The 19,730-nt window shown below is 70.3% G+C and carries 21 protein-coding genes; 11 read left to right on the forward strand and 10 right to left on the reverse strand.

Annotated features, from left to right (window positions below; genetic code table 11):
- Positions 1 to 18: 18 nt before the first annotated feature.
- The 4 genes from ACWIHT_RS37150 (at position 19) to ACWIHT_RS37165 (ending at position 4,371) form a co-directional block, all read left to right on the forward strand.
- Positions 19 to 1,308 carry a multidrug effflux MFS transporter gene (locus tag ACWIHT_RS37150; RefSeq protein WP_456172833.1) on the forward strand — a complete coding sequence of 430 codons (1,290 nt, stop codon included), beginning with the start codon at positions 19 to 21 and terminating at the stop codon, positions 1,306 to 1,308.
- Positions 1,260 to 2,435 (forward strand): serine hydrolase domain-containing protein, encoded by a 1,176-nt coding sequence (locus ACWIHT_RS37155; RefSeq protein WP_456172834.1) that lies wholly within the window; start codon positions 1,260 to 1,262, stop codon positions 2,433 to 2,435. The genes ACWIHT_RS37150 and ACWIHT_RS37155 overlap by 49 nt, the downstream gene beginning before the upstream one ends.
- A gap of 28 nt (positions 2,436 to 2,463) precedes the next feature.
- Positions 2,464 to 3,450, forward strand: coding sequence for a small ribosomal subunit Rsm22 family protein (locus ACWIHT_RS37160; protein WP_456172835.1), 987 nt, complete (start codon positions 2,464 to 2,466; stop codon positions 3,448 to 3,450).
- A gap of 183 nt (positions 3,451 to 3,633) precedes the next feature.
- Positions 3,634 to 4,371 carry a bifunctional DNA primase/polymerase gene (locus tag ACWIHT_RS37165; protein ID WP_456172837.1) on the forward strand — a complete coding sequence of 246 codons (738 nt, stop codon included), beginning with the start codon at positions 3,634 to 3,636 and terminating at the stop codon, positions 4,369 to 4,371.
- Positions 4,372 to 4,399: 28 nt separating this feature from the next.
- On the opposite strand, the gene ACWIHT_RS37170 is transcribed toward ACWIHT_RS37165, so the two are convergent.
- From ACWIHT_RS37170 to ACWIHT_RS37200, 7 genes are all read right to left on the reverse strand, one after another.
- A complete protein-coding gene (locus ACWIHT_RS37170) occupies positions 4,400 to 5,389 on the reverse strand; it encodes a hypothetical protein (protein ID WP_456172839.1) in 990 nt (329 codons plus the stop codon).
- Positions 5,349 to 6,221: an iron uptake transporter permease EfeU gene (efeU, locus tag ACWIHT_RS37175; protein WP_456172840.1), complete on the reverse strand. Its 873-nt coding sequence runs from the start codon at positions 6,219 to 6,221 to the stop codon at positions 5,349 to 5,351. The genes ACWIHT_RS37170 and efeU overlap by 41 nt, the downstream gene beginning before the upstream one ends.
- Positions 6,222 to 6,224: 3 nt before the next feature.
- Positions 6,225 to 7,520, reverse strand: a complete 1,296-nt coding sequence (gene efeB, locus ACWIHT_RS37180; protein ID WP_456172841.1) for an iron uptake transporter deferrochelatase/peroxidase subunit — start codon at positions 7,518 to 7,520, stop codon at positions 6,225 to 6,227.
- 9 nt (positions 7,521 to 7,529) lie between these two features.
- The gene (efeO, locus tag ACWIHT_RS37185; protein WP_456172843.1) at positions 7,530 to 8,666 is read right to left on the reverse strand and encodes an iron uptake system protein EfeO; all 1,137 of its coding nucleotides are present in this window, start codon (positions 8,664 to 8,666) and stop codon (positions 7,530 to 7,532) included.
- A 174-nt stretch (positions 8,667 to 8,840) separates the two neighbouring features.
- Positions 8,841 to 9,659, reverse strand: a complete 819-nt coding sequence (locus tag ACWIHT_RS37190; RefSeq protein WP_456172845.1) for a heme ABC transporter ATP-binding protein — start codon at positions 9,657 to 9,659, stop codon at positions 8,841 to 8,843.
- A 169-nt stretch (positions 9,660 to 9,828) separates the two neighbouring features.
- Positions 9,829 to 10,866 carry a FecCD family ABC transporter permease gene (locus tag ACWIHT_RS37195; protein WP_456172846.1) on the reverse strand — a complete coding sequence of 346 codons (1,038 nt, stop codon included), beginning with the start codon at positions 10,864 to 10,866 and terminating at the stop codon, positions 9,829 to 9,831.
- Complete coding sequence (locus ACWIHT_RS37200) at positions 10,863 to 11,858, reverse strand: heme/hemin ABC transporter substrate-binding protein (protein WP_456172848.1); 996 nt, start codon at positions 11,856 to 11,858, stop codon at positions 10,863 to 10,865. The genes ACWIHT_RS37195 and ACWIHT_RS37200 overlap by 4 nt, the downstream gene beginning before the upstream one ends.
- Positions 11,859 to 12,015: 157 nt before the next feature.
- Here ACWIHT_RS37200 and ACWIHT_RS37205 point away from each other — a divergent pair, with 157 nt between their 5' ends.
- From ACWIHT_RS37205 to ACWIHT_RS37215, 3 genes are all read left to right on the forward strand, one after another.
- Positions 12,016 to 13,428: an HtaA domain-containing protein gene (locus tag ACWIHT_RS37205; RefSeq protein ID WP_456172850.1), complete on the forward strand. Its 1,413-nt coding sequence runs from the start codon at positions 12,016 to 12,018 to the stop codon at positions 13,426 to 13,428.
- A gap of 64 nt (positions 13,429 to 13,492) precedes the next feature.
- Positions 13,493 to 14,986, forward strand: coding sequence for an HtaA domain-containing protein (locus ACWIHT_RS37210; protein ID WP_456172852.1), 1,494 nt, complete (start codon positions 13,493 to 13,495; stop codon positions 14,984 to 14,986).
- A gap of 64 nt (positions 14,987 to 15,050) precedes the next feature.
- Complete coding sequence (locus ACWIHT_RS37215) at positions 15,051 to 15,695, forward strand: PhzF family phenazine biosynthesis protein (protein WP_456172854.1); 645 nt, start codon at positions 15,051 to 15,053, stop codon at positions 15,693 to 15,695.
- Between the two features lie 18 nt (positions 15,696 to 15,713).
- On the opposite strand, the gene ACWIHT_RS37220 is transcribed toward ACWIHT_RS37215, so the two are convergent.
- The gene (locus ACWIHT_RS37220; protein ID WP_456172856.1) at positions 15,714 to 15,917 is read right to left on the reverse strand and encodes a DUF397 domain-containing protein; all 204 of its coding nucleotides are present in this window, start codon (positions 15,915 to 15,917) and stop codon (positions 15,714 to 15,716) included.
- A 146-nt stretch (positions 15,918 to 16,063) separates the two neighbouring features.
- Here ACWIHT_RS37220 and ACWIHT_RS37225 point away from each other — a divergent pair, with 146 nt between their 5' ends.
- On the forward strand, positions 16,064 to 16,216 hold the full coding sequence (locus tag ACWIHT_RS37225) for a hypothetical protein (RefSeq protein WP_456172857.1): 153 nt from the start codon (positions 16,064 to 16,066) through the stop codon (positions 16,214 to 16,216).
- A gap of 12 nt (positions 16,217 to 16,228) precedes the next feature.
- Here the strand turns inward: ACWIHT_RS37225 and ACWIHT_RS37230 are convergent, their stop codons facing one another.
- Both ACWIHT_RS37230 and ACWIHT_RS37235 read right to left on the reverse strand, forming a co-directional pair.
- Positions 16,229 to 16,876, reverse strand: a complete 648-nt coding sequence (locus ACWIHT_RS37230; RefSeq protein ID WP_456172859.1) for a biliverdin-producing heme oxygenase — start codon at positions 16,874 to 16,876, stop codon at positions 16,229 to 16,231.
- Between the two features lie 103 nt (positions 16,877 to 16,979).
- Entirely contained in the window at positions 16,980 to 17,585 is a 606-nt protein-coding gene (locus ACWIHT_RS37235) for a TetR/AcrR family transcriptional regulator (RefSeq protein WP_456172860.1), read from the reverse strand.
- Positions 17,586 to 17,705: 120 nt separating this feature from the next.
- Between ACWIHT_RS37235 and ACWIHT_RS37240 the strand changes: the two genes are divergently transcribed.
- From ACWIHT_RS37240 to ACWIHT_RS37250, 3 genes are read left to right on the forward strand one after another with little or no spacing between them, the layout of a single operon-like run.
- On the forward strand, positions 17,706 to 18,128 hold the full coding sequence (locus tag ACWIHT_RS37240; protein ID WP_456172862.1) for a tautomerase family protein: 423 nt from the start codon (positions 17,706 to 17,708) through the stop codon (positions 18,126 to 18,128).
- A gap of 43 nt (positions 18,129 to 18,171) precedes the next feature.
- On the forward strand, positions 18,172 to 19,035 hold the full coding sequence (locus ACWIHT_RS37245; RefSeq protein ID WP_456172863.1) for an MBL fold metallo-hydrolase: 864 nt from the start codon (positions 18,172 to 18,174) through the stop codon (positions 19,033 to 19,035).
- A gap of 46 nt (positions 19,036 to 19,081) precedes the next feature.
- Entirely contained in the window at positions 19,082 to 19,696 is a 615-nt protein-coding gene (locus ACWIHT_RS37250; RefSeq protein ID WP_456172865.1) for an isochorismatase family cysteine hydrolase, read from the forward strand.
- The last annotated feature ends 34 nt before the right edge of the window (positions 19,697 to 19,730 follow it).

A 19,730-nucleotide genomic window follows, 5' to 3' on the forward strand; every position in this document is an offset into this window, starting at 1 on the left:
CCAGGGAGGGAGGGGCACATGCCCGAGCAGAGGGCGCAGGCACCGGCCGCGCAGCAGTCCGCCGTACCGCCGTCGTCGCTCACGGCGACCCGCAGAGCGGGCCTCCTCGTCATTCTCATCCTCGGCGGCCTCACCGCGACCCCGCCGCTGTCGATGGACATGTACCTCCCCGCGCTCCCGGCGGTCACCCGCGCCCTGCACGCGCCCGCCGCGACCGTCCAGCTCACCCTCACCGCGTGCCTCGCCGGCATGGCGCTCGGGCAGCTGGTGGTCGGCCCGATGAGCGACAGATGGGGCCGAAGACGCCCGCTGCTGACCGGTCTCGCGGTGTACGTCGTCGCGACCGCCCTGTGCGCGTTCGCGCCGAACGTGGAGTTCCTGGTCGCCTTCCGCCTGCTCCAGGGCCTGGCGGGCGCGGCCGGAATAGTGATCGCGAGGGCCGTCGTCCGCGATCTCTACGACGGCGTCGCGATGGCCCGCTTCTTCTCCACCCTCATGCTGGTCTCCGGGGTCGCCCCCGTCGTCGCGCCGCTCGTCGGCGGCCAGATCCTCCGGGTGACGGACTGGCGGGGCGTGTTCGTGATCCTGACCTTCGTCGGGGCGGCCCTCGCGGTCCTCGTCTGGACCCGCCTCCCCGAGACCCTCGCACCCGCCGACCGGCACAGCGGCGGCACCCGCGAGGCCCTCCGCTCCATGCGCGGCCTCCTCGCCGATCTCCCCTTCACCGGCTACATGCTCACCGGCGGCTTCGCCTTCGCCGCCCTGTTCGCCTACATCTCCGCGTCCCCCTTCGTCGTCCAGGAGATCTACGGCGCCTCCCCGCAGACCTTCAGCCTGCTGTTCGGCGTCAACTCGGTCGGCCTGGTCGCGGTCGGCCAGATCAACGGCAAGCTGCTGGTCGGCCGGGTCTCCATGGACAAGGTGCTGGGCGCGGGCCTGGCGGTGGTGGTGGCCGCCGCCACCGCGCTCCTGCTGATGGCGACGGGCGCGTTCGGCGAGGTGGGCCTGGCCCCGGTGGCCGCCGCCCTCTTCGTCCTCATGTCGGCGATGGGCGTGACCCTCCCCAACGCCCAGACCCTCGCCCTCATGCGCACCAAGCACTCCGCGGGCTCCGCCTCCGCGCTCCTGGGCACGTCCTCCTTCCTCATCGGCGCGGTGGCCTCCCCGCTCGTCGGCATCGCGGGCGAGCACACGGCCGTCCCGATGGCCGTCGTCCAACTGGCGGCCGCACTGGTGGCGGTGGCCTGCTTCGTGGGAATGTGCCGACCCTGGAACACCCGTACGACTCCGGAGGGAGTGGGCAGCTGAGCGCCCCCAGACTGCGCAGCGACACACCGGAACGAGCGGGCCTCGACCCCGGGGAGCTCCGTCACCTGATCCGCGAGGTCCACGACCTCACCACCGGCGACCGCCCCTGGGCGGCGGGCACCGTCGTGGTCGCGGGGCGCGGCCCGGTGATCGCCGTGGAGGAGGCGGCGGGCTGGGCCGTACGGTATTCGGCCTACGACCCGGAGACGGACGCGGGTGTGGAACTGCCGCCGTCCTCCCGCGTCCCGATGACGGTCCACACCCCTTTCGACCTGGCGTCCCTCACCAAGCTCTTCACGTCCGTCGCCGCGATGCAGCAGATCGAGCGGGGCACCCTGGGCATCGACGCGCGCGTCGGCGCCTACCTCCCGGACTTCCGCGCCGCCGCCCGCCACGACATCACCGTCCGCCAGCTCCTCACCCACACGTCCGGCCTGCGCCCCGAACTCCCGCTGTACGACTGCGCGGACGACACGGAACGGCTGGCGATGCTGCGGGCGGAGGCGCCGGTGGGGGAGCCCGGCGAGTATCTGTACTCGGACCTGAACCTCCTCCTGCTCCAGTTCGTCCTGGAACGCGTCAGCGGACGCACCCTCGACGTCCTCGTCCACGACGGCATCACCCGCCCCCTGGGCATGACGTCCACCGACTTCGGCCCCTGCCCCGGCGCGGCGGCCACCGAGGACCAGCGCCGCCCGTGGGCCAAGGCGGACCGGGGCATGCTGCGGGGCGTCGTCCACGACGAGAACGCCTGGGCACTGGGGGGAGTGGCGGGCCACGCGGGCCTCTTCTCGACCGGCCGCGACGTGGCGATCTTCTGCCGCACGCTGCTGGCCGGCGGCTCCTACGGCCCCGCCCGCATCCTCGGCGCGGACTATGTGGAGCTGCTCCTGACCCCACCTGGGCTCGGCTTCGGGGTCGATCAGGCCTGGTTCATGGGGGAGTTGGCGGGGCGGGGGGCGGCGGGGCACACGGGGTTCACGGGCACGTCGGTGGTACTGGATCCGGCGACGGACACTTTTTTGGTGTTGCTGGCGAACACCGTCCATCCCCGGAGAAGGGGCCCGGACAGCGGGCCCAGGGCGGCGGCGGGGACGCGGGTGGCGCGGGCGGTGCGAGGTTTTTGAGCCGGCCAGGGCCACTTAGAATCGGCGGGTGAACGACCCCGTGGCCCCCGCCGAAACCCTCCGTACCGCTCTCGCCGCCCTGCTCGGCGGGCTTCCGCCCCGGCAGGCCGCCGGTGCCGTGGAGCGCCTGATCGGCAAGTATCGCGGGGCCACCCCGACCGACGCCCCCATCCTCAGGGACCGTGCGGACGTCGTCGCCTACGCCGCCTATCGGATGCCGGCGACCTTCGAGGCCGTACGCTCCGCGCTGGACGCGTTCGCCGATGCCGTGCCCGGCTGGGCTCCGCAGGGGCACACCGACGTCGGCGGTGGTACCGGCGCCGCGACCTGGGCCGTCACCGCCACCTGGTCCGGCGACCGCCCGGTGACCGTACTGGACTGGGCCGAGCCCGCACTCGCCCTCGGGAAAGAGCTGGCCGCCGCCAACCCCGGCCTGCGCAACGCCAGTTGGCGGCGCGCCCGTATCGGCTCGGCGCTCACCCTCGACCCCACCGACCTCGTCACCGTCTCCTACGTCCTCAACGAACTCACCGTCCCCGACCGCGCCGCCCTCGTCGACGCCGCCGCGTCCGCCGCCCAGGCCGTCGTGATCGTCGAGGCCGGCACCCCGGACGGCTACGCCCGTGTCATCGAGGCCCGCGACCGGCTGATCGGTGCCGGGTTCCACATCGCCGCCCCCTGCCCGCACAGCGCCGCCTGCCCGATCGTCCCCGGCGAGGACTGGTGCCACTTCTCGACCCGGGTCAGCCGCTCCTCCCTGCACCGCCAGGTCAAGGGCGGCTCGCTGCCGTACGAGGACGAGAAGTTCAGCTACGTCGCCGCCACCCGCCTCCCCGTCGAACCCGCCCCCGCCCGGGTCGTACGGCGTCCGCAGATCCGCAAGGGGCAGGTACTCCTCGACCTCTGCGAGCGAGACGAGCAGTTGCGCCGCACGACGGTCACCAAACGCCACGGCGGCCTGTACAAGACGGCACGGGACGCGAGCTGGGGGGACCCCTGGTCCGAAGAAGTGTGACACTTGCGCCGGAAGTGTCACATTTTTCAGGATGGGTGTGTCTCGTCCCACCTACCCCGCATGTGGGGTACCGCCTCCCCGGGCGCAGGATGGTGCGACGATGGGGGAGGTTCTCCGTACGACAAGTCCGCACAACAAGCAGGACAAGAACAGCAGGGCGACAACAGCGAGGCGAGGAGATAGATGAGCGCGACGTTCGGTGGCCGGACCGGTCGGCAGGGCAGACTCTCCTCGTGGCTGCGCGGACGCCGCCCGCAGGACGAGGCCGCCGACGGCAGTGAGCGCGAGGCGCTGCTGCTCGCCGCCGCCGGAGCGGGACTGCCGCTCGCGCCCGCCGCGCACCCCGCCCCGGGGTACCGATGTTCGTGCGACCGTGTGGGCTGTCCCACCCCCGCCCGGCACCCGGTGTCGTTCGCCTGGCAGACGCAGTCCACGACCGACCGCGCGCAGATCGAGCGCTGGGCCCGCCACCAGCCGCAGGCCAACTTCATCACCGCGACCGGCATGGTCAACGACGTCCTCGACGTCCCCCTGGCGGCCGGCCGCGAGGCGCTGGAGCGGCTGCTCGCCGCCGGTATCGAGGTCGGACCGGTCGCCGCGAGCGACGACGGACGGCTGCTCTTCTTCACCCTCACCCGCGGCACCCCCGAGGACGAGGACGAGTGGTGGCCGTGCGAACTGGACTGCCACCCCGAGACGATGGACGAACACCCGGGGCTGCGCTGGCACTGCCGCGGCTCCTACGTCCTGGTCCCCCCGGCCCAACTGCCCGGCGACAACCAGTCCGTGCACTGGGTACGCGGCCCCGAGCATCCGCTGCCCGACCCGCTGACCCTCCTGGAAACCCTCACGGACGCCTGCGCCCGCCACGCGGGCCAGGAACCCGACCACGCCGACGCGGCCTGGCCACTGGGCCGTTGACCGCCAAGAGTTCCTGACCGCCTGATCGTCAGCCGCCCTGCGCGGAGGTCAGCCCCTCGATCCGGCCCAGCACGGACACCCTGCCGCCCCGCTTCGGGTCCAACGCCACCTGGTTGGACATGAGTTGGAGGGTGAGGGACTGCTGCACGGCGCCCGTCGTCAGCGCCTGCACGTCCTTGTTCTGGGCCGGTACCGAGGTGCCCGTCGCCGCGGTCTCCTTCTGGAAGTAGCGCGTGGTGTAGAACACCAGCGCCCCGCCGTCCGCGGTGCGCAGTGCCAGCGGCGCGTAGTCGCCGTTCGTCACCGGTTCGTCGAGGAACTGGACGGCCAGACCGGGCTTGGTGGCCTTCTCGCGGTCCGCCCGCCACGCGCTGGTGTGCGCGCCGTCCGCGAAGTCCGTCCCGCCGCTCTTCAGATACGTCACATAGCGCTGGCTCAACTCCCCGGGCGCTACGGCGAGTTCGGCCGAGTTCGTGGACACGGCCTCGGCCCAGCCGTCCTTGTCGGTCCTGAACTTCGGTACGGCGGTGGGCGCGAGCAGCGTCAGATACGACACCTGCCACGGCTCGGACAGGTCGTTGCGGGTGAACACCAGCAGCCAGCGGGCGCTGCCGCCCTTGTTGGCGGCGGTGTCGGCGAGGAACCAGCGCGGCCAGCCGGCCTTCTTCGGAATGGTGAACTTCGCGTCCGTCAGCTCCAGCGGGGAGTAACTCGGGTTCCCCGACGGGTAGTTGGTGTGCCCCGCCTTCAGCCGTGCCGCGTCGATGTCACCGAGCGCGCCGGTGACATGAGCGGCGTCCAGGGCACTGTCGTAGGCCTTGTCCGCCGCGTTGTACGCGGTCGTGAACTGCTGGAGCGCCTTGGCGGCCTCGGCGCGCGTGGCGGCCGGGAGGACCTCGCGTTCCCCGTGGACCACCACGCATCCGCTCGCCGTCAGCGACAAAGCGGTCATCGAGGCCGCTATGAGTACGCGCCGGTCAAGCCTGCGGAGCCTTCGAGGGCTGCGATCCCTGCTCATCAGGTGTCTTCACCTTCCCCTTCCCGGAGGCGAACCCTACCGGGGCGAAGAACAGGGTGAGCGTGGGGATCAGGTACAGCAGCCACACCGTGATCTGTAGGACGGTCGGGTCCGGCTGGAAGTTGAAGACGCCCTTCAGGAGGGTGCCGTACCAGCTGTCCGGCGGGATCGTGCCGCTGATGTCGAAGGCCTGATTCGTCAACCCCGGGATCCAGTCGGCCTCTTGGAGGTCGTGGAAGCCGTAGGCCAGCACACCGGCCGCGACCACGACGAGCATCGCGCCGGTCCAGGTGAAGAACTTGGCGAGGTTGATCTTCAGGGCACCGCGGTAGAACAGCCAGCCCAGGAACACGGCGGTGGTCAGGCCGAGGCCCACGCCGATCAGCGGGCGCGGGGTGCCGTCGCTCGCCGCGTGCACCGACGCCCACACGAACAGCGCGGTCTCCAGGCCTTCACGGCCGACGGCCAGGAACGCGGTGGCGACCAGTGCGCCGGTGCCCATCGCGAGGGCCGCGTCCAGCTTGCCGTGCAGTTCGGACTTGAGGTGCCGGGCGGTGCGCCGCATCCAGAACACCATCCACGTCACCAGCCCGACCGCGAGGATCGACAGCGAACCGCCGAGCGCCTCCTGCGCCTGGAACGTCATCTCCTGGGAGCCGAATTCGAGCGCGCACCCGAAACCCATCGCGATCAGCACCGCGACGACGATGCCGATCCAGATCGGCCGCAGCGCGTCCCGCCGCTCCGTCTTGACCAGATAGGCGATCAGGATGCAGACGACGAGGCTGGCTTCCAGGCCCTCGCGCAGACCGATCAGATAGTTGGAGAACACGGTCTACGACTCCTTGGCTTCCTTGGCTTCCTTGGAGAACAGCGTGCTGCCCCACCAGTCGTCCTTGTCGCGGACGCCCGGCGGGACGGCGAAGACCGCCGAACCCACGTGCTGGATGTACTCGTTGAGCGCGTCGGTCGCCGACAGGTTGCGCTGCAACGGGATGAACCCCTTGCGCACGTCGCGCTGGTAGGCCAGGAAGAAGAGCCCCGCGTCGAGTCGGCCGAGGCCGTCGGTGCCGTCGGTGAAGGAGTAGCCCCGGCGCAGGATGGTGACCCCGCCGTTGGAGTCGGGGTGCGCGAGCCGGACGTGCGCGTCGGGCTTCATCGCCTTCAGGAACGGTACGTCGTGCTCCTTGGCCTTGCCGACCGGCGCGCCCTCGCCCTTGTCGCGGCCGAAGACGTCCTCCTGCTCCTGGAGCGAGGTCCGGTCCCAGGTCTCGATGTTCATCCGGATGCGCCGGGCGACGAGATACGAACCCCCGGTCATCCAGGCCGAGTTCTTACCGGCATCCCCCTCGTCGACCCACACGTACTTCTTCAGCCGGTCCGTCTCGGTGCCCGCGATGTTGCGGGTGCCGTCCTTGAACCCCATGAGATTGCGCGGGGTTTGGGCCCCGGGGGTCGTCGACGAGGTCTTCCCGAAGCCGAGTTGGGACCAGCGGATGGCGACCTTGCCGAAGCCGATCCGGGCCAGGTTGCGGATCGCGTGCACGGCGACCTGCGGATCGTCCGCGCACGCCTGCACACAAAGGTCGCCGCCCGTACGGGACTTGTCGAAGTTCTCGCCGGGGAACCGCGGCAGGTCGACCAGGGCTTCGGGGCGGGCGTCCTTGAGGCCGAACTTCTCGAAGAACGACGGCCCGAAGCCGATGGTGAGGGTCAGCCGCGAGGGTTTCAGGCCCAGCGCCTCGCCGGTGTCGTCCGGCGGTGCCTCGGCGAGCCCGCCGTAGGCCCCCTCGCCGACCGCGTGCCCGCCGGTCATCCGCCGGGCGGCGGCCGTCCAGTCCTTCAGCATCCGCACGAACTCGGCGCGGTCGTCGGTCTTCACGTCGAACGCGGCGAAGTGCAGCCGGTCCTGCACGGGCGTGGCGATGCCCGCCTGGTTGGCGCCGTGGAAGGCGACCGCGGCACCGGTGTCGGCGCCCGCCGGATCGACGTCCTCGCCGACCCGGGTCATCGCCACCGCACCACCGGCCGCGACGGCACCGAGCGCGAGCCCGGCACCGCCCCAGCCGATCAGCGAACGGCGGGACGGGCTCTCGGATTTCGGGGCTTCGGATTTCGGGGTTTCGGCCATGGTGATCGCCTACTTCACGACGGCGGCGGCGAGCTTGGACAGCGGCTCCGCGAGCGCGTTGACCCCGTCCGACAGCTCCTTGCGCTGGTCCTTGGTGACCTTGTCGTACGACACGAAGCCGTCCGAGGTCGACGTGGAGCGGTACTTGTCGAGCAGCGTGTCGATCGCGGCGAACTGCTTGTCCAGCTCGGTGGTCAGCGCCGCGTCGTTCTTCTGCGCGACCGGCTTGAGCAGCTCGTACGCCTTCTTCGCGCCGTCGACGTTGGCCTTGAAGTCGCTCAGGTCGGTGTGCGAGTAACGGTCCTCCTCGCCGGTGACCTTGCCGGTGGCGACCTCGTCGAGGAGTTCCTTGGCGCCGTTGGCCATCGAGGTCGGGGTGATCTCGGCCTTGCCGACCCGCTTCTGCCAGTCCTTCAGATCGGTGAGCAGCTCGTCGGCGAGGGTCTTCTGCTCGGCGCCGATCTTCTTGTCCTGCCACAGCGCCTTCTCCAGCGCGTGCCAGCCGGTCCACTTCTGGCCCTTCTCCAGGCCGTCGGCGCGGGTGTCGGTCTTCGGGTCGATGTCCCCGAACGACTCGGCGATCGGCTCGGTGCTCTCCCAGCCGACGCGGGAGGGGGCGTAGGCGTTCTTGGCGGCGGTGAGGTCGCCCGCCTTGATGGCGTTGACGAACGTCTCCACCTTCGGGATCGTCGCGTCGGCCTCGTTCTGCGCGTACTCGCGGTAGGCGGCGACGGCCGCGTCCAGCTTCGGATCACGCTTGGCGACGCTGCCCCCGGTGACGGTCAGCTTCTGCCGTACACCGTGCCCCTTCATGCCCGGGCGGCAGGCGATCTCGTACGACCCGGCCTTCACCTCGGCGGTGAGCGTGTACTTCGTCCCCGGCCCGATGTTCTCCTTCTCGGAGACGATCCGATCGTCCGGGAAGAGGATCTCGACCTCGGTCGCCTTCGAGCCGGTGTTCTCGATCTTCAGCGTGACGTGGCCGGCCGGTATCGACTTGGTCGAGGTCGTGCACTTGGAGTCGGCCGCGGTGACCTGGATCGCGTCACCGTCCTTGGCGTCGCTCTTCGCGGTGCACGCCGTGACGGCGGTCAGTGCGGCCGCGGCGGCGACAGCGGTGACGACGGGAAGTCGGACGGCACGCATGCAGGCTCCAAGCGGGAGTGTCTGGTGAGGCAGTGTGGTGAGGCTGCCCTAACTTACCTGAGGCTTACCTCACTCATACCCGTCCGGGTGGGTATTCACCTCCCACAGAAAAATCACAGACACGGCTTGATCTCGACGGCGAAAAATGGATGTCAAGGGACGGTCAATGGAAGGTCAAGCGGGCCGCCGCGGAGCCACGACGGCCGCCCCCGTTCGCGGATGCGGAAACACCTCAACTGCCTGGTCGTAGACGTCCGAAAGCAACGCCTCGGTGAAAACGTCCCCCGGCGGACCGTCGGCGGCGACACGACCGGCGCGCAGAATCGCGACCCGGTGCGCGTAGGCGGCGGCCAGCGCGAGATCGTGCAGCACCACGACCACCGCGTCCCCCGCGTGCGCCCTTTCCCGGCACAGCCGCAGCACCAGTTCCTGGTGCCGGAGGTCCAGCGCGGCCGTCGGTTCGTCCAGCAGCACCAGTGGCGCCCGCTGGGCGAGCACCCGGGCGAGCGCGACCCGGGCCCGCTCGCCGCCGCTGAGCGCCGAGAACGGCCGTAGCGCGAAGTCCGTGACCTCCGCCCGCGCCATCGCCTCCGCCACGGCGAGATCGTCCTCGGCGGGGGTGGTCGCGTGCGGCGCCCGCCCCATCCGCACGACCTCCTCGACGGTGAACGGGAAGGAGAGCGTGGCCGATTGGGGAAGTACCGCCCGCCGCAGGGCGAGTTCGGCCGCGGACCACTCCGTGGCGGGCCGCCCATGAATCCGTACGACCCCTGCGGCGGCCGGCAGATCGGCGGCGAGCGCGCCCAACAGGGTCGATTTCCCGGCCCCGTTGGGCCCGACCAGTGCCAACACCTCACCGGCCCGAACGGGCACGGACACCCCATGCAGGACGGTACGCCGGCCGAGCCTGACATGCAGGTCCTCGGCCTCGGCAAGGACATCGCCTGGCTCGACGGGGGAGGGGACGTCGGGACGACGACGGAGGAGTCTCATACGCGGGCTCCTTGCGGGTGGGGGCTGGGGGCAGCTGCGGCGGAGAAGAACCGGCGGGCGGTGGCGAACTGACGGCAGGAGCAACAGGGGCGCGGGGAACTGCGCGGCCAACCCCCACCGACCCGCACCCCCCAACACACATCCCGTGGCAGTCTCGATGGGACCTGGTTCACGCCCACCCCCCTTGCCTGCGCCGCGTCCTCCGCAGCAACCAGAAGAAGAACGGGCTCCCGAGCAGTGCCGTCAAGACCCCCAGCGGAAGTTCCGCCGGAGCGGCAACCGTGCGGGCCGTCAGGTCCGCCGCCAGCAACACCAGCGCCCCCAACAACGCACTCGCCGGGATCAGAAACCGATGCCCCGGCCCCGCCGCCATCCGCAGCAGATGCGGCACGACCAGGCCCACGAAACTGATGATCCCGGACACACTGACCGCCGCCGCCGTGAGCAACGCGATGACCAGGACCAGCACGACCCGGAGCCGTTCCACGTCAACTCCCAAGTGGCGCGCGGGCCGTTCACCGAGGGCCAGCAGATCCAGCCGGCCGGCGTACAACGGCGCGAGGGTCAGACCGACCACCGCGCACGGCAGAACCGCGAGCACCTTCGGCCAGGTCGCCTGGGAGAGCGAGCCGAGCTGCCAGAACGTGATCTGGTTGACGGCCGCCGTGTCCGCGAAGAACAGGAACAGCCCGATCAGCGCCCCCGCGAACGCGTTCACCGCGATCCCGGTGAGGATCAGCGTCACGACCTCCGTACGGCCGCCCGAGCGCGACATCGCGTAGACCAGCAGGACCGTGGCGAGCCCCGTCACGAACGCCACCGCCGACACCGTCCAGTTGCCGAGGAAGTCCAGCCCGAGCGCGATCACCGCGACCGCGCCCACCGCCGCCCCCGAGGACACCCCGATGACCCCCGGTTCGGCGAGCGGATTCCCGAACACGCCCTGCATCAACGCCCCCGCGCACCCGAGGGAGGCCCCGACGAGCAGCGCGAGCACGATGCGCGGGAACCGCACGTTCCACAACACCGACTCCGGTACCCGCTCCAACGCGCCCCCGCCGAGCCCCAGTCGGTGCTGGACGGAGGAGAGCACATCACCGACGGGGATGGGGTACGCGCCCAGCCCCGCGGCCACCGGCACGAGAACGAGAAGGGCGAGGACCAGCCCGGCGGTGAGCAGCCAGGCGGTGCTGTACTCGCGTCTCACTTGGTGTCGTCCCCGTACAACTGCGCCACGATCGACTTGAGTACCTGGTCGGTGCGCGGCCCGTAGTTGAGCAGCACCCCGTCCTCGATCGACACGACCCGCCGGTCCATCCCGGCCGGGGTCTGCGCGACGCCGGGGATCTTCACCAGCCCGTCGATCCCGCCGACCGACTCAAGTCCCTTGGTCATGACGAGAATCGCGTCCGGCGCGGCCTTCGCCAGCGCCTCGGTGGTGATGGCCGTGAAGTCCTGCTCCAGCCCCGACTCCGCGCCCGCGTCGACCGCCCCGGCCGCCTCCAGGAGCGAGGTCGCGCCCGAGCCCTTACCGCCGATGAGATACACGGACGCGGACCCGCGCAGATAGAGGAACGCGACCCGCGGCTTCTCCTCGTGCGCCGGAATCGCCTTGCGCACGGCGGCGATCCGGTCTTCCGAGCGCTCGGTCAGCTCCTTGCCGGCGGCCGGTACGCCGAGCGCGTCGGCCACCGCCTGGATCCGCGGACCGACATCCGCCAGCCCCTGCGCCGGATCGACGACCAGGACGGGAACACCGGCCGCGCGGATCTGGCCCATCGCCTCGGACGGCCCGGTGGTCTTCTCGGCGAGCACGAGATCGGGCTTGAGGGAGAGCACGCTCTCGGCGGAGACATCGTGGTTGCGGGTCACCAGCGGGAGTTTCGCGGCCTGTTGGAAGGTGGCGGTGATGTCCCGGGCGACGACCCGGTCACCGAGACCGAGCGTGAACACGATCTCGCTGAGGCTGCCGGAGAGCGGCACGATGCGCCGCGCCTCACCGACGGTGACCTTCTTGCCGTCCGCCGAGCTTACGGTGACCGGGAGTTGAGGCTCGGGAGCGTCGCTCAGCGGTTCCACGCGGTTGGCTGCGGCAGCGGTCGTAGAGGACGACGTGGCCGCGGAGGTGCCGGTGCCCCCGCATCCGGTGAGCGTGAGCGCGAGCACGGTCAACAGTGCTCCCGCCAGTCGTGTGCGCAAGCGTGGCACGGTCCCGCCCGTCTCTCTCGGTCCTTCGGACACTGTCGGTTCCCCCGAACCCTGTTGTTCCACTCGGACACTGTCGTTTCTGGTGAAGAAAGCTTAGGTTAGCCTTACCTTCGTTCGCTACCGGCTGTCGTCACCGGAGGACCCACCCATGCCCGCGCGCCCAAGAGCCCTGGTCACCGTGTTGCTCGCGGCCGTCCTCGGCGCCCTCCTCCCGGCGGCCCTCGCCCACGCCGAGAGCCGAACCGTGCAGGGCGGCAGGCTCGACTGGGGCATCAAGTCCTCGTTCCAGAGCTATGTCACCGGCCCCATAGCGAACGGCGGTTACTCGCTGACGGGCGGCGCGGCGACCGTGGGCAGCAGCCAGTTCCGCTTCCCCTCGGCGACGGGTTCGTACGACGGCTCGACGGGCGCGTTCCGCTCGTCCTTCGCGGGCGGTGTGCACTTCGTCGGCCACCGGAAGACCGACGGCAGCTACGAGTTGGACCTCACCCTGAGCCGCCCCACGGTCCGTATCTCGGGCTCGACGGGCACCCTCTATCTGGACGTCACCAGCAAGGCGAAGGGAACAGGGACGGTCACCACCTCATCCCAGGTCCCCTTCGCCAACCTCTCCCTGGGCGGCATCGACATGAAGGGCGGCGGCACCGCCGTCGTCCTCAACAACCTTCCCGCCACGCTCACTTCACAGGGAGCCAAGTCCTTCGCCGGCTACTACACGGCCGGCACGGTCCTGGACCCGGTGAGTCTCTCGGCGGACGTCAAGGCGGCGGCCACGAAGAAGGCGGCCACGCCCACGCCCTCCAAGTCGGCGACGAAGAAGGGGACTTCGAGCGGCGCGATCGCGGACGGCGCCGTCGACTGGGGCGTGCGCCGCACCTTCCGCGAGTACGTCACCGGGGACATCGCCAAGGGCAAGTGGACGCTGTCGGCGGGAGCCGAGGACGGTGGCGCCCTCTTCCGCTTCCCCGACGGCCAAGGGACGTACAAGGACGGGGAGTTGACGGCCTCGTTCAAGGGCGCGGTGAGCTTCACCGGCGCGCAGGGCCTGGACCTGAAACTCAGCGGAGTCCGGGTCACCGTCGCTGACGGCAAGGGCACGCTCTACGCCGATGTGGCGGGCGCCGATGGCGACTTCACCGGCGAGAAGGTCCCGCTGGTCACCTTCACCGCCAAGAACCTCAAGGCGGTCAAGGGGCTCGCGAAGCTCACCGAGGCCCCCGCGAAGCTCACCGCGCAAGGCGCCAAGGCCTTCGGCGGGATGTACCAGGCGGGCACCGCCATGGACCCGGTGTCCCTGGCCGTCGCCCTCACCGACGACGCGAAACTGCCCGCCCTGCCCGACCTGGGCACCACCCCCACGCCGACCGGGACCCCGACGCGACAGTCGGCCAAGCCCACGGTCTCGGCCGAACCGGTGGCCGACAACTCCACCTCCGGCAGCGGCAGTTCGGCCGCCCTGCCGATCGGCCTCGGGGCCGGTGCCCTGCTGCTGGTGGCCGCGGTGTCCGTGCTGGTCGTCCGCAGGCGCACCAGGCCCTCTTCCGGACCGGAAGAGGACTGACCCCCCCGCATCTCATCCGCCCGCAGGCGGACCACCCACTCATCTCTCAAGGAGAACCACGGACATGCCCGTCAGACGACCTCGCCCGTCCTTCGCCCTCGCCGCGGCTGTCGCGACCGCCGCCGCGCTCGGCGCCACCGCGCTCGCCACGACCACCGCGTCGGCGGCCGAAGTCCCGCTCAGCGGCTACGAGTTGACCTGGGGCATCAAGCAGTCGTACCGCGGCTACGTGATCGGCGCCGCCGCGGGCTCCTTCACCGCGACGGACGGCGCCTCGCAGGCCACCGAGAACGGCGCCTTCACCTTCACCGACGGCACGGGCACCTACGACACCACAGGCCACACCTTGCACCTCACCTTCAAGGGCACGGTCACCGCCAAGTCGACGGCGCACGGATTCGTGCGGGAGATGTCGGACTTCCAGTACGACAGCGCGGCGGGCACCCTCACCGCCGACCTGGTCTCCAACGGCGGCGCCAAGCAGCAGGACGTGACGCTCGCCACGGTCGCCGCGCCCACCAGCGCCGACCTGACGAACCTGGCCACCACGCTGACCAGCGCGGCGGCCGACTTCCTCGGCAGCCCGTCGTACGCCAACGCGGCCGGCGACCCGCTGTCGGCGGTCAAGCCGGTGTCGACTACGTCCCCGACCCCGTCCAACTCGTCGACGGAGTCGGCGTCCCCGTCCCCGTCCCCCACCCCCACCAAGACGGCCACCCCGAGTACGACCCCGTCCACCACACCCTCCGACACCGCGAGCCCCTCGGACACCGCCTCCGAACCGGCCGCCACCAAGGGCGACATCGCGGACGGCACCCTCACCTGGGGCGTCAAGGAGTCCTTCCGCTCCTACGTCGTGGGCGGCGTCGCCAACGGCAAGATCACCACGTCGAACGGCGCGGCTCAGGCGACCGCCAACGGCGTCTTCACCTTCACCGGCGCGACCGGCAGCTACGACACGGACGCCGACACCCTCTCCGCCGCCTTCGAGGGTGCGGTGAACTTCAAGGGCCATGAGGACAACGGCACTTACGGCCTCGACCTCACCTTCACCGACCTCAAGGCGACTCTCGACGGCGGCTCCGGCAAACTGACGGCGGACGTGACGAGCCTGGGCGAGAAGTCCGAGGACGTGGTCCTGGCCGACCTGAAGTCGACCTCGACCGACCTCACCGCGAAGGACGACGTCATCACCCTCGACGACGTCACCACCACCCTGACCGCGGCAGGCGCGAAGGCCTTCGGCGGCTTCTACGAGACCGGCGCGACCCTCGACCCCCTCGACCTGTCGGTGGCCCTCACCGCGGACGCCACGCTCCCTTCGGACGACCCGACGTCGACGAGCGGCACGGGCTCTTCCGGCTCCTCCGGCAACTCCGGTACGACGGGCTCGACTTCGGGCGGCGTCACGGGCTCCACGACAGGCGGCGCGACCGGCTCCCTCGCCTCGACGGGCTCCGGCATCCCGGCGACGGCACTGGGCGCGGCAGCCGCGGTGACGGTGGCGGCGGGCGCGGGCGTGGTGCTCGCGATGCGCAGGCGGCGTACGGAGGCGTAGGGCCGAGCCGGGGCGGTCCCGTGCCGATGTACGGGACCGCCCTGGCGGGTGCTTCAATTCCCTCGTGACCGACTACGACGTACTGCGTGTCTTCTGCGGCCCAAGTGGCGGATACGGCAACGAACTCGGCGTCGTCCGCGAGGGTTCCGTCATGCCGGACCCGGACGAACGACAGCTGTTCGCCGGGAAACTCGGCTTCAGCGAGACGGTGTTCGTCGACGACCCTGAGCGCGGAGTCATCGACATCTACACCCCGACCACCCGCCTGCCCTTCGCCGGCCACCCCTGCGTCGGCTCGGCCTGGCTCCTGGACATACCCGAACTGGTCACGCCAGCAGGGGTAGTTGGCGCTCGCCTGGACGGCGAGTTCAGCTGGATCGAGGCCCTCCCGGAGTGGGCCCCGCCCCGCACCCTGCGCCAGTACGCCACCGCCACCGAGGTCGACGCCCTCCCCGTCCCCCCGCCCGGCGAGTGGATCTACGCCTGGGCCTGGGAGGACGAGGCAGCGGGCCGCATCCGCGCCCGCGCCTTCCCCGGCCGAGACGACGGCATCCACGAGGACGAGGCGACGGGCGCGGCAGCGCTGTTGCTGACGGACCAGTTGGGCCGCGCCCTCAACATCACGCAGGGCGCGGGGTCGCAGCTGCTTACGGCTCCACAGCCAGGGGGTTGGGTGGAGGTCGGGGGGCGGGTGTTCCTGGAACGCTGAACGCCCTTGGGAACAGCGTTACTTGACCTGCGCGACGAAGGCACGCCAGGCGGCGCGGCCGAAGGGTATGGCCGGCCCGGTGGGGTTCTTGCTGTCGCGGACGGGGGCGAAGGCGGGGATGTTGAGGGCGAGTTCGACGCACTCGTTGTTGCCACCGCTGTAGCTGCTGCACCGCCACCCCGCGCCCGACAGGTCCGGCGTGCTGTGGCGTGCGGTGTTCATGCCCGGTACTCCTTGGCCCTGTGTCAGATGACGGCGAGGGATTCCACAGGAGAGAGCGCGGACGTGCGCGCGGCGTCGAACAGCTCCTGGTATGGAAGCCCGCCAGTACCTGGACCCGGTGGGATACGCCCATGGCGCTTAGGTACTTGAGCATCGCGCCTCTCACCGAGGGGCTCCGTGGTGAGTGGGTTCTGCTGCCGCTGGTCGACTGCCAAGTGGCGGCGCTTCAACAGGTCCCCGCCCACGCCCGCTGGGTCGATGACGTGCGTACGGCGATGGAGCGACTGCGCTTCCTGTGACGGACGGACCCGTCACGCGCTCAGCGGAAACTCCTCGCCCAACGCCCGGAACACCCCGGTGTTGAGCGCGAACGCCCGCTTGCACTCCGCCACCACCCGCTGCTTCTCCAGATCGTCGACCTGGATGCCGTCCAGGAGTTCGCGGTACCCCCGCTTGAACGCCGCCGGGTTGCCGATCTCCTCGAAGACGTAGAACCGCACGCCGTCTCCCCGCCGCGCGAACCCCCATGTCCGCTCCGCCTTGTCGCGGATGATCTGGCCGCCGGAGAGGTCGCCGAGGTAGCGCGTGTAGTGGTGGGCGATGTAACCGGCCGGCCATGACTCCGCGCACTCGCGCACCCGGTCCGCGTAGGCCTGGGTCGCGGGGAGTGCCGTCAGCCCCGACCGCCAGTCCGTACCCCGCAGATGCGCCAGGTCCCGCTCCAGCGCGGGCAGTCGGAACAACTCGCCCTGGATGAACGGTCCGGTCACCGGATCCGCCGTCAGCCGCTCGGCACCGGTCTCCAACGCCTCGTACACGAACCACAGTTGCTCGGTGTAGCGGGCGTACGCGTCCACGCCCAGTCGGCCGCCGAGCAGATCGCTCATGAAGGTTGAGGTCTCGGCCTCCACGTGCTGTTCGTGGGACGCGGTGCGGATGACTGTCGAGAAGGAGTCCATGAGCCCTATCCTCTAAGGCAAGCCTTACCTAAGTCAACAGGTTGCCGACACCCTGTCGGTAAAAGCGTACAAGAGGGACCCGTGGACCCGCAGGTGGGCATGGTCATCTGGGGCTTGAAGTGTCCTTGTCGTCGGTTCGGGTCCGTTCGCGCAGTGCGGTCGCGACGTCGGACATGATCTGCTCGGACAGGTCGGGGTCGTCCACGGCCCGGGCGATGGAGATCGCGCCGACCAGGGCGCTGAGCGTGAGCATCGCTTCGCGTTCGCCGGTCCGGGGGGCCGGGGCGTCGATGAGGTCGGTCAGCACGGCGAGGACCTCCTTGACCTGTCGCGTGTAGCCGGCGCGAGCTGGGCCGTCGTCGCGGGAGACGTCCGCGGCGACACCGGCCACGCCGCAGCCCGACTCCGGGTGGTCCCGGTGCCAGGTGCTGAGGTAGCCGTCGACGAGCTTGGCGTATCCCCGTCGGCCGCCGAGTTCGCCGGAGGCGACCGTCCACTCGCTGCCCCGGCTCAGTGCCCGCTGCGCCGCCTCCGCGACGAGTTGCTCCCGTGAGGCGAAGTGCCGGTAGAAGCCGCCGTGGGTCAGTCCGGCCTCCTTCATGATCTCGGCGACGGCGAGACCGGCGACACCGTCGCGGCGGATCCGTGCCGCGGCGATGTCGAGGATGCGGTCATGGGTCTCCGCCTTGGCCGTTTGGGACGTACCCACGATGAAACCTCCGGTTGCCGGTGACGCGTTGCTCAACAAGATGATATCTGTCATCCTCATCGAAGTGGATGACGGTCATCATCTTGATGGCGTCGCCGACAGATCCCAGAGGAACTCGTCATGCCGATGATCGACGTGTACGCCCCCGCAGGCACGTTCAGCGACAAGCACACCCTCGCCCAGGAACTGGCCCGGACGATCATGCGATGGGAGAAGGTGCCCGAGATCCCCTTCTTCAGCGACAACACCGCAGCGTTCGTCCATGAGTTGACACCGGACTCCTTCTCGACCGCCGGCGGCGACAGCAGCCATGTGCGTGTGCACGTCACCACCAACGCCGGCGCACTCGACCGCGAACAACAGCTCGGGCTGGTCAAGGACTTCACCGCCCTGGTCGCCGAGGCCGCCGGGGATCCGTCCCTGGAGGAGCGCACCTGGGTCTCCCTGACCGAGGCCGTTCCCGGCGGCTGGGGCATCGCAGGCCACGCCTACACCAACGAGGAGATCGTCCAGCATGTCCGGGCACTGCTCGGCAAGGCCTGACGCCCGCCCCGACCGGCATACGTCACATCCGAAGGAGTCCGTCATGACTTCCCCGTCCGATCTCGGCATCGACGTCCACGTGGCGCCCATGCGACCGTTCGTCGGCGCCTCGTCGCAAGGAGCGGGTGATCAGCCCCTCTGGTCGCCGATGAGCAGCACCCTCATCGCCGGAGCGGAGGACGCGGTGCTGGTCGACACGCTCATCACCTACGACCAGGTGGACGCGTTGGCCGACTGGGCCGAGAGCCACGGCAAGCGCGTCACCTCGATCCTGATCACCCACGGACACTCCGACCACTGGATCGGGCTGGCCCGGCTGCTCGAACGTTTCCCGGACGCCCGGGGCCTGGCGACGGCCAAGGTGCTGGACCGCGCCCGCTTCGAGTCGACGGACGAGGGCCTGCGGGCGTACTGGCACACCTGCTTCCCCGGTGAGATCCCGGAAAGCCCGGTGCTTCCAAGCCTGTTGGAGGGCGGCGGCGTCGAACTCGACGGCCACGAACTCCAGGTCATCGACGTCGGCCAGGGAGACACCGAACACTCCGCGATCGTGTACGCCCCGTCGATCGGCGCGGTCGTGGCAGGCGACGTGGTCTACAACCAGGTCCACATGATGACGGCCGAGACCGACGCCGACTCCCGCGCCGCCTGGATCGCCAACCTCGACGCCATCGCCGCGCTGAACCCCACCACGGTGGTCTCCGGCCACAAGCGGGTCGGTGCGCCCGACACCCCCGCGACCATCGAGCAGAGCCGGCAGTACCTGCGCGACTTCAGCCGCATCGTGGACGAGCGGGAGACCGTGGCGGACATCGTCGCCGCGATGCTGGAGCTGCACGGGGACCGCGACAATCCGCGGGTGCTCTGGTACGGAGCCAGGCAGGCCGTCGCCAAGCGCGGCGGATGACGGCGGGACAGGAGAACGAATCGGCGGGACAGGAGAACGAATCGATATGGGTAACAACGCCTCGACCACCGCCATCCTGCTGGTCGACCCCTACAACGACTTCCTCAGCGAGGGCGGGAAACTCTGGCCCCGCGTCAAGGCGATCGCCGAGGAAGTGGGGCTCCTGGATCACCTGCGGCAGGTGATCTCGACCGCCCGGGACCAGGGACTGAAGATCTTCTTCGTCCCGCACAACCGCTGGGAGCCCGGCGACTACGTCTCCTTCGACTTCCCCACGCCCTATCAGCTCGCCACGGCGAAGGCGGAGGCATTCGCCAAAGGCAGCTGGGGCGGAACGTTCCACGACGACTTCCAGCCCCAGCCGGGCGATGTCGTGGCCCACGAGCACTGGGGATCCAGCGGCTTCGCCAACACCGACCTCGACCTGCGGCTCAAACAGCACGGCGTGCGCCGCATCGTCCTCATCGGGCTCGTCGCCAACACCTGCATCGAGGCGACCGGCCGCTTCGGCATGGAACTCGGGTACCACGTCACCCTGGTCAAGGACGCCACCGCCGCCTTCAGCGCGGAGGCGATGCACACCGCCCACGCCGTCAACGGGCCGACCTACGCACACGCCGTCCTCACCACCGAGGAACTGCTCGCGCAGCTCTCCGCCTGACCTTCCGTGTCGAGCCCATCGAGCGTCGACCACG

The sequence above is a fragment of the Streptomyces sp. NPDC002276 genome, assembly GCF_053891435.1.

What these genes read in the sequence shown, in the direction of transcription:
- ACWIHT_RS37205 (WP_456172850.1), top strand. Translation starts at nt 12,016, where the DNA reads ATGCCCGCGCGCCCAAGAGCCCTGGTCACCGTGTTGCTCGCGGCCGTC.
- ACWIHT_RS37250 (WP_456172865.1), top strand. Translation starts at nt 19,082, where the DNA reads ATGGGTAACAACGCCTCGACCACCGCCATCCTGCTGGTCGACCCCTAC.
- ACWIHT_RS37165 (WP_456172837.1), top strand. Translation starts at nt 3,634, where the DNA reads ATGAGCGCGACGTTCGGTGGCCGGACCGGTCGGCAGGGCAGACTCTCC.
- efeO (WP_456172843.1), bottom strand. Translation starts at nt 8,666, where the DNA reads ATGCGTGCCGTCCGACTTCCCGTCGTCACCGCTGTCGCCGCCGCGGCC.
- ACWIHT_RS37245 (WP_456172863.1), top strand. Translation starts at nt 18,172, where the DNA reads ATGACTTCCCCGTCCGATCTCGGCATCGACGTCCACGTGGCGCCCATG.
- efeB (WP_456172841.1), bottom strand. Translation starts at nt 7,520, where the DNA reads ATGGCCGAAACCCCGAAATCCGAAGCCCCGAAATCCGAGAGCCCGTCC.
- ACWIHT_RS37190 (WP_456172845.1), bottom strand. Translation starts at nt 9,659, where the DNA reads ATGAGACTCCTCCGTCGTCGTCCCGACGTCCCCTCCCCCGTCGAGCCA.
- ACWIHT_RS37210 (WP_456172852.1), top strand. Translation starts at nt 13,493, where the DNA reads ATGCCCGTCAGACGACCTCGCCCGTCCTTCGCCCTCGCCGCGGCTGTC.
- ACWIHT_RS37150 (WP_456172833.1), top strand. Translation starts at nt 19, where the DNA reads ATGCCCGAGCAGAGGGCGCAGGCACCGGCCGCGCAGCAGTCCGCCGTA.
- ACWIHT_RS37240 (WP_456172862.1), top strand. Translation starts at nt 17,706, where the DNA reads ATGCCGATGATCGACGTGTACGCCCCCGCAGGCACGTTCAGCGACAAG.
- ACWIHT_RS37170 (WP_456172839.1), bottom strand. Translation starts at nt 5,389, where the DNA reads ATGAGCAGGGATCGCAGCCCTCGAAGGCTCCGCAGGCTTGACCGGCGC.
- ACWIHT_RS37230 (WP_456172859.1), bottom strand. Translation starts at nt 16,876, where the DNA reads ATGGACTCCTTCTCGACAGTCATCCGCACCGCGTCCCACGAACAGCAC.
- ACWIHT_RS37220 (WP_456172856.1), bottom strand. Translation starts at nt 15,917, where the DNA reads ATGAACACCGCACGCCACAGCACGCCGGACCTGTCGGGCGCGGGGTGG.